Origin of the sequence: Polaribacter aestuariivivens (assembly GCF_005885675.1) — a bacterium.
Classification (GTDB): domain Bacteria; phylum Bacteroidota; class Bacteroidia; order Flavobacteriales; family Flavobacteriaceae; genus Polaribacter; species Polaribacter aestuariivivens.
In genome coordinates, this window is sequence record NZ_VANR01000003.1 from 475,485 (window position 1) to 484,638 (window position 9,154).

Annotated in this window: 7 protein-coding genes; 4 read left to right on the forward strand and 3 right to left on the reverse strand. The window is 30.5% G+C overall.

The genetic code is table 11. From position 1 onward, the window contains the following. Window positions 1-122: 122 nt before the first annotated feature. Window positions 123-992 (forward strand): AraC family transcriptional regulator, encoded by an 870-nt coding sequence (locus tag FDT66_RS07975; RefSeq protein WP_138535639.1) that lies wholly within the window; start codon window positions 123-125, stop codon window positions 990-992. Between the two features lie 8 nt (window positions 993-1,000). Beyond that, window positions 1,001-1,174 carry a hypothetical protein gene (locus FDT66_RS14030; protein WP_171032348.1) on the forward strand — a complete coding sequence of 58 codons (174 nt, stop codon included), beginning with the start codon at window positions 1,001-1,003 and terminating at the stop codon, window positions 1,172-1,174. Between the two features lie 154 nt (window positions 1,175-1,328). Here the strand turns inward: FDT66_RS14030 and FDT66_RS07980 are convergent, their stop codons facing one another. The 3 genes from FDT66_RS07980 to FDT66_RS07990 form a co-directional block, all read right to left on the reverse strand. Next, window positions 1,329-1,988, reverse strand: a complete 660-nt coding sequence (locus tag FDT66_RS07980; RefSeq protein ID WP_138535640.1) for an HD domain-containing protein — start codon at window positions 1,986-1,988, stop codon at window positions 1,329-1,331. A gap of 35 nt (window positions 1,989-2,023) precedes the next feature. Continuing rightward, window positions 2,024-2,230 carry a hypothetical protein gene (locus tag FDT66_RS07985; protein WP_138535641.1) on the reverse strand — a complete coding sequence of 69 codons (207 nt, stop codon included), beginning with the start codon at window positions 2,228-2,230 and terminating at the stop codon, window positions 2,024-2,026. A 187-nt stretch (window positions 2,231-2,417) separates the two neighbouring features. Then, window positions 2,418-2,828, reverse strand: a complete 411-nt coding sequence (locus tag FDT66_RS07990) for a BrxA/BrxB family bacilliredoxin (RefSeq protein ID WP_138535642.1) — start codon at window positions 2,826-2,828, stop codon at window positions 2,418-2,420. A gap of 332 nt (window positions 2,829-3,160) precedes the next feature. Here FDT66_RS07990 and FDT66_RS07995 point away from each other — a divergent pair, with 332 nt between their 5' ends. Both FDT66_RS07995 and FDT66_RS08000 read left to right on the forward strand, forming a co-directional pair. Then, window positions 3,161-3,916: a TerB family tellurite resistance protein gene (locus FDT66_RS07995; protein WP_138535643.1), complete on the forward strand. Its 756-nt coding sequence runs from the start codon at window positions 3,161-3,163 to the stop codon at window positions 3,914-3,916. 434 nt (window positions 3,917-4,350) lie between these two features. Then, a complete protein-coding gene (locus FDT66_RS08000; protein WP_171032349.1) occupies window positions 4,351-9,141 on the forward strand; it encodes a DUF11 domain-containing protein in 4,791 nt (1,596 codons plus the stop codon). Window positions 9,142-9,154 lie beyond the last annotated feature (13 nt).

The window sequence follows — 9,154 nt, forward strand, 5'->3', positions numbered from 1 at the left end:
GTGCTAAATTATCAATATATATTGTGTTAAATTAATGTAATGTTAATATAGTACACATAAATGGTAATTTTATATATTTTATTACTTTTTAGTATTGTAATTTTGCATTTATAAAAGTAACCATGAAAACAAAACCTACATTAGAAAAAATTACCCCAAGTTTTGGTAGTTCCTTACTGGTTAAAAAACACGTTCAGTTTTTAAAAACAAAAAAAGCATTTTGGCATTTTCATCCAGAAATTGAGTTAGTATATGTAAACAAAGGAAAAGGAAAAAGACATATTGGTAATCATATCAGCTACTTTAATAACAGTCAGTTAGTTTTAATTGGTTCTAATTTACCGCATTTAGGTTTTGTGGACAGACTAACCACCAATGGTTCAGAAACTTTAATACAATTTAAGCCAGATTTTCTTGGAGAAGATTTCTTTAAAATTCCAGAAATGGTTGCTATAGATCAACTTTTTGAAAGAGCAAAAAAAGGAATTCGTTTTAATATTGAAATTAAAAAAAGAATTGGTGCAAAAATTGAAGAATTAGTTGATTTAGAAGGTGTAGATAGAATAATTTCTTTTTTAAATGTTTTAAAAGAACTAGCAACAACAGATGATTATACTATTTTAAATGCAGATGGTTTTGCGTTTGAAACGCAACCACAAGACAGTGAAAAGATAGATTTGGTTTTTAAACATATAAATGAAAACTTTAATAGGCATATTGCTTTAGAGGAAATTGCTGAAGTAGTGAGTATGACTGTACCTGCATTTTGCCGTTTTTTTAAAAAAACAACTACCAAAACATTTACAAAACTGGTAAATGAATATAGAGTTGTTCATGCCACAAAATTACTATCAGAAAGTAATAGTAGTATTACAGATATTTGTTTTGAGTGTGGATTTAATAATTTTTCTCATTTCAATAAATTATTTAAAGAGTTTACAGGTAAGTCTGCATCAAAATATAGAAGTGAAATGTTAAATCTTGTGCAATAAAATTAAAGATGGAAGATAAAATAGAAGAAACACTAAATTATTATACGTTTAAAAGTAACGAAGTTTTAAACAGTATAAATTCGAGTTCTAATTTAACAGTAGATGAAATTATAGAAAAAGCTGCAAAACTTTCTGAACTTGAATTTAAAATTACTGCCTTAGAGGTTGCAAAAGAAAATTAGATACTAAAATTTATTTTTAGCCATTTTAAGAGCTTTTAAAATACAAAGTCTTACAATCTATTTAAGTGAAGTTAAAACAAGTTTAAAAACATCTTTTAAAGTGTTGTTTTAAATAGTTTTAAATTATGATAAAATATATTTCAATAATAAAAAATTATTTAACACCATTCCATTCATTATAAAATTGCTCTAAGTATTTTTCCATAAATTTATGTCTTTCTAGCGCAATTCGTTTTCCAGTATCTGTATTCATTTGATCTTTTAACAACAACAATTTTTCGTAAAAATGATTAATAGTTGGAGCAGTAGAGTTTTTGTATTCTTCTTTGGTCATATTTAAATTAGGTACAATTTCTGGGTCATATAAAGGTCTATTTTTAAAACCACCATAATTAAAACAACGTGCAATTCCAATTGCGCCAATGGCATCTAATCTATCAGCATCTTGTACAATTTCTAACTCTTTAGAAGTAAATTCTTTGCCTTTTTTATCAAAAGTATTTTTAAAAGAAATATGCTTTATAATATTCACAACGTGTTTGCCTATTTCTTTAGGTACATTCTCTGAAATTAAAAAATCACGTGCTTTTTTAGGGCCAATAGTTTCATTTCCATTATGAAATTTAGGGTCTGCAATATCGTGCAATAAAGCAGCCAAAGAAATTACAAAAACATTGGCTTTTTCTTCTTTAGAAATTAAAATGGCATTTTTAAAAACGCGCTCAACATGAAACCAATCATGTCCACCTTCAGCATTTTTTAACGCTTCTTTTACAAATGCAATCGTGTTAGAAATTATTTTTTCTTCGTTCATTATTTAGTTCTTTCAGCCAATTCTTTTTTTAATTTTTATAATTCAAAAAGCATTATAATTTCCATAGGAATAAAAAATAGAGGTAAAAAAGTTTGAAAAGAAATACCATTTTCTATAGATGTGAAAATAGCAAAAACAATCATTAATAAAACAATAAAACCATGAATTATTGCCATTGTTTTTTGCTTTTTAATTTTCTTTTTTAACTCTTCAGTTGTATAAGTGGAATATAAAGAAGCCATATTTTAAATTTTTATAAAAATACAAAATCCACGTAAAAACGTGGATTTTAAAAAGTTATCTTTTTGAAAAAAATTCAACAGTTTTTAAATAATTAAGCATTCAAAAACCTGTTTACAATTCCCAAAATTTTCAAAAAAGAAAAATGTGTCTCAAAGTCCTTCCCTCAGGGAAGGATTTAGGATGGGATTAACAAAACTCTTCGTAAGCTTGTGCTAAATTTTGTGCAATCATTTGTGCAGAACGACCTTCAATATGATGTCTTTCAAGCATATGTACTAAATTTCCATCTTTAAACAACGCCATTGCTGGTGATGAAGGTGGAAAAGGAATCATAAATTCACGTGCTTTTTGTGTAGATTCTTTTTCTACACCTGCAAAAACTGTTGTTAAGTTGTCGGGTGTTTTTTCTGCACCTAAAGAGGCAATAGCTCCTGGTCTTGCAGTACCTGCAGCACAACCACAAACCGAATTTACAACTACTAAAGTTGTTCCTTTTTTTGCCATTGCTTTTTCAACATCTTCACTCGTATATAATGCTTCAAAACCTGCGTTAATTAATTCGTCACGCATTGGTTTTACTAATTCTTCTGGATACATAATTTTTAATTTTATTCTCTGCAAAGATACTTATTATTTTCTTTTTTTGGGCGTGCCAATTTTTAAAAATACTATTCCGTTATCACTACATTCTATTTTAAAAAATCGTCAGGCTTTCAGCACTCGCTTTTTTTCTGAAAAAGAAAAAAGAGCTCAAACAAATGCCTCAATCCTTCACGCAAAATTTACTTTTAACCTAATTAAGACTAAGGTTGCATAAAGCAAAGTTGTCAAGTTTTAAAACATGATAAACAGAAGGTTTCAAACATCAAACTTTAAAAGGAACTTTGTAACTTTGCTACTTAGTAATTCTAAAGAAAAAGATTAAAAGTATGGCAAATTTTACAAAATGGTTGGGTGCTGGTTTGGGTTTTACATTAGGGGGTCCAATAGGTGCTGCAATAGGTTTTGCAATTGGTAGTTTTGTAGATGGTTTTTCTGAAAAAGATTTACTCTTAGAACAGGGTGAATATCAGCAAAAACAAAAAAGAAATACTCGCGTAAACACACAATCTGGCGATTTTGAAATGAGTTTACTAGTTTTAGCATCAATAGTTATAAAATCAGATGGAAAGGTAGACAAACGAGAGCTAGACTTTGTAAGATCTCAATTTTTAGGCATGTATGGTAAAGAAAGGGCCAACAGTGCATTTAAACTATTTAAAGGGGTTGTAAAAAAAGATATTTCTGCAAGACAGGTTTGTATACAAATTAGAGAGCATATGTCTCATGCTTCTCGTTTGCAATTACTGCATTTTTTATTCGGAATCGCAAAAGCTGACGAATTTGTTACCGAAAAAGAAGTTGAAGAAATACATAAAATTGCCAACTACCTATATATAAATTCTAGAGATTTTGAATCTATAAAAGCCATGTTTTATGATGCGTCAGATAATGCCTATAAAATTTTAGAAATAGAAAAATCGGCTACGAATGACGAAGTTAAAAAGGCCTACAGAAAAATGGTTAAAAAGTATCATCCAGATAAATTACAAGACTTAGGTAGCGAGCATTTACAAGGTGCAAAAGAAAAATTTCAAAGCATACAAACTGCTTATGACAAGATTAAAAAAGAAAGAGGTTTGTAAATTTTAATTTATAATGATTCTAAATAAGCAGCTTAATATCCTTAGTTTCTCTGTTTAATGACGATATGTAAAGTACAAGGGATGAAACGGAACTTGTTAAATATTTAATTTTTTGATTTAAAATGTAGACAATTTGTCACTTTTCATAATTATTTTTGTGATACACAATATTTTTTTTAATAATTATCATTTTTTTTCCATTTATGATATGAAACAATCAAAAATATAATATTAACGAATTTTTACTTTCAATAAACATTTCCAAGTCGCTTCTAATTTTTTTCTTAAATATATGTTAAGAAAAAGTTTATATTTGTTTTTCTTTTAAGAAAAAATAGAATTAGAATTACGAAAACAACTTGTAATAATCAATAATTTACAAATTATTTCAGTTCATAACATACATGTTTAAACAGAAACATAAAGTCCACGGTATGAAAAAAAATTACATCAAATCAAATAGTTCAAATCAGAGAGTATCAACATATTTTAAGAATATTTTTACTCTTTTTTTATTTGTTTTTACAATTATAAGTTCATCAAATGCCCAAGATAGTTTTGAAACAGGCTTAGATGGATGGGTAAATGCTTCCGGAGATAATTTTAATTGGACAAGAGATAGTGGAGGTACTCCTTCTGGCTCCACAGGTCCTTCCACTGGAGCTACAGGAAATTTTTATATGTATATTGAAGCAAGTGATCCAAGAGTTGATGGTGATAGAGCTTGGCTGCAAAAAGATTTTTCACTTATAAATAGAGGTAATGGTCAGTTAAATTTCAAATATCATATGTTTGGAGATGCTGGAATGGGAACTTTAAATGTTTTAGTAAGTAATAATAATGGTGCTTCATTTTCAACAGTTTTTTCTAGAACAAGAAACCAAGGAGATGTATGGTTGTCTGGTTCAGCTGATTTAAGTGGTTATAGCAATCAAAGTATAATTGTTAGATTTGAAGGAGTTAGAGGACTTGGGTTTAGAAGCGATATAGCAATAGATGATATAGAGTTAACCTCTCAAGAGTTAGATTCAGACAATGATGGTGTTCCAGATTCTGTAGATTTAGATGATGACAATGATGGAATTTTAGATGAAAACGAGTATTGTACAGGAAACAATAATTCAGAAATAGGAGCTACTCTCGGTTTTGGTAGCATAAGTAGTGGAAATAACGGAACATACACAACTTCAGCAACCGATATAACTTATACGTTTGACGAATCAGGTGGTATAAATATTACTACTCAAAATCTTAATGGAGCAGGGGAGCAAGGTCCTATATTTAAAAGTTCAGCTAGTAGTGGAGAAAGTGGTTCTATAGATCAAAAATTTTCTCATAACATAAGGAACGCACAATTTAAAATAACAGATTTTGATGAAGATGAAAGTGTTTTAGTAGAGGCTTATGATATTAATGGAGGTCTAATAAATTTATCATCTGGTAATTACACTACTTTAGGATCTCAAGTACAATCATCTGGAAATACATTTTTTACAACAGCTAATAATAATGTTAATGGAGATAATACTTCAAGTGATGCTGTTGGTACTGTATTTTTTAATTTTTCTGGTATTTCAATTTCTAGATTAAAATTAACATTTACCCATGTTCTAAATTCGTCTCTAAGAATAACTCAATTAACAGGTTTTTGTGCAGATTTAGATACAGATTTAGACGGAATTCCGAATAATTTAGATTTAGATTCAGACGGAGATGGGTGTTTTGATGCCGAAGAAGGAGCCGTAAATTTAACGGGAACAGACATAGATGCTCAAGGAAGGTTAACTGCAAGTGTTGGTACAACAGGTATTCCCACTAGCGTAGACCAAACAAATGGTCAGGCTACAGGAGATTCTAATAACGCTAATGTTACGGCCTGTAGCTGCCCTTTTCCATCTGGAGTAGATTCCGATAACGATGGTATAGATAATCTATGCGATTTAGATGATGATAATGACGGTATTTTAGATACAGATGAAGGTTGTCAAATAATTACAGGATCTACATTTACTTTAAATAGCTCTTTAAGTGTTTTAGGTGATGTAAATTCTGGAGGTAAATTAGTATATGAAGATACAAATGGTAATACAGTTATATTAGAAGCAGCTGGAACAGTGGGTAACAACAATGCTATAACAAATTTTGGCCCAAATGATGGTACTATTGTAACAGACATTACAACTGGAAATATTGTATTTGAAATTGGAGCAAGTGGAAGTCAAGATGATCAACCAAAATTAAAAGTTTCTACAATATCATCTTCGGGTTTACCTTTTAAAATTACTTCTATTGGTTTAGGTGGTATTGGTAATATGGATAATGCAGATGCACAAGATGCTATTGCTGTAGATATACCTGGTGCTTGGTCTAACTTAAGTTCAGGTTCAAATATCTTAGGTTCAGCTCAAATAAGAACCTCTCCAGTTGGTGCAGTACCAGTTGCACACGTAACCCAAGCAGAATTAGATAATTTTAATTTTGTCAATTTTGTAACACAAGGCGCAGTATCAGAAGTAATTTTTAATAATGCTGACAATAACATACAATTTGGTTATAATGCAACATTTACACCACAAACCCCAGTAAGTTCATTTAATTTAATAGTAGATGATATTAATATTGATGATGGTGTAGGTAGAAATATTGTGGCAGAATTATTAACAACCTCTATAACAATTGGTGCAATTATCTGTAGAGATACAGATGGAGATGGCATTGAAGATTCTTTAGACTCAGACTCAGATGGTGATGGTTGTTCAGATGCAGATGAAGCATACTATGGTACAGTTGCAAATGCAGATACAGATGATAATGGATTTTATGGTACAGGTGTACCTAATGTAGATGCAGATGGTAAAGTGGTAGGAGCATCATACGCAACTCCTACTTCGTTTTATATAGATGCTTCAAAAAATACTTGTTTAGATACTGATAACGACGGTATAGCAAATTTTGCAGATTTAGATGATGACAACGATGGTATTTTAGATACTGTAGAAGATAACTGTACTACACCAACCAAAGGCTTTTTTGATTGGGATACCGATTTTGGTGTAACGCCATCAACTACAGATATTTCAGGAAACTTACCTATTGTTTCAAATTTAGTAGACAATCATAATTTAACAGTTTCTTTTACAGATAATGCAGCAAACCCAGGTTTAGAATTTATAAATATTTCCAATGCTTTTGGTTTAGGAACCGTTTTACAAGTTGTTAATGCACCAGGAGAAATAGGTGGAGGTATTACTAAATTTAATTTTTCAAATGAAGTAAATAATCTAACTTTTAGTGTACAAGATATAGATGCTAGAGGCTCAGATTTTAAAGATAGAATAATAGTAACAGCTAAAAGAAATGATGGCACAACAATTATTATTTCAGAAACTACAAATATTATATCAAAAGGATCCGCAGTTAGTTATTTAGGTAATAATGAAATAATCGGTATAGCAGATGTAGATAGCCCAAACCAAGCAAATGGTGTAATCACATTAAAGTTTTTTGAGCCAGTATCAGAAATTAGTTTTCAATATTTTAATGATTTAACAAATCCAAATACAAGACAAAGAATAGGAATTGCAGATTTACAATATGAATTTGTGTGTGATATAGATTCAGATAATGATGGCATTCCTAACTCATTAGATTCAGATTCAGACAACGATGGTTGTTCAGATGCAGACGAAGCCTATTATGGAACGGTAACAAATGCAGATGCAGATGATAATGGTTTTTATGGTTCAGGTACTCCAACTGTTGATGCAAATGGAAAGGTTACAACAGCTTCTTACGGAACTCCAAATTCTTATTATTTAAATTCAACTGTAAAAACATGTAATGATGAAGATAATGATGGAATACCAAATGCTCTAGATTTAGATGACGATAATGACGGTATTACAGATGTAACTGAAGGCTATGGTTTTTATACAGATGGTTCAGGAACTTGTGATGGTTTTTCATACAGCTTTAAAGGAGGAACATATATTACAGGAACAGGTTCAGGTGCAGGAACATTAAATGCACAATACCGTTTTCCATTAGTAAATGCAACATTAGATGGAATTGTAACGATAGTGCAAAAAAGTGCTTCAGTTTCAATTTTAAGTATAGATCAAAATTTAGGAGATAATGATGCTTTCCAACCAAGACTTAGATTTGCAACAGGTGCAGTTGGAGCAGATTTAAGCATACAATTCCGATTTAGTTTTGTTTTAACAGGTACAACTACACCTTCTACAGTAGATAGAGTAGGTGGTTTTATTCAAGATATAGATGGAGCATCAGGAATAAAAGAATTTTACAAGGTTCAAAATATTGTAGGTTATAGTATTGGCGAACCATCAAACATAAATGTTACTCAAACAGGTGCAGAATTAAAATTTATTTCAAAAACTAATATGTCTGCACCAGTAGAACCAGTAGATACAGATAATAGATATCGCTCTTTCTTCCAAAAAAGAGATACCAACCAATTTTTATTCACAATTGGTGCAGAAAAAACAAGATCAGCACAAATAGATAGATATTTTTCTATTCGTTTTGACGAATGTAGAATAGATCTTTACAACAATCCAAGACATGTATTTTTTAATGCAGAAGACAATGATTCAGATGGTATTCCAGACTATTTAGATACAGATTCAGATAACGATGGTTGTCCAGATGCAATAGAAGGCGCAGGTGCAATTATGCAAGCAAATTTAACATCCCTTGCAGGAGGAAGTGTTGGAGGTAGTTTATTTAATTTAGGAACAGCTTCTAATGCTACAGGAAATCCACTATTAGATGGTGCTGGTTTAGGATACGAACAAAACACAACTGCAGCAGTATTAGACAATACTTTAAACGACGCTTGTTTAGTTGATTTAAGTTTAACAAAAACAATAGACAAGCCAATCAAAAAAGTAGGAGACACAATTGTGTTTACGATAACATTAAAAAATGATGGTGATGCAGACGCTACAAACGTAATGGTAAAAGATCTGTTACCAGCAGGTTTAACGTATAATGCAGCAGGCTCAGTAATTCCAACAAATACAACTTATACAGCTTCCACAGGAATTTGGGATTTAAGTCTTCTAACAATAAAAAAAGGAGAAACAAAAACCTTAAAAATTGGAGCAACTGTAACTACAGCAGGAACAATAATTACAAATAAAACAGAAGTTTTCTCTGCAACTGAAACAGATAAAGACTCTACCTCTAACAACAACAACTAACAAAACAACAAAA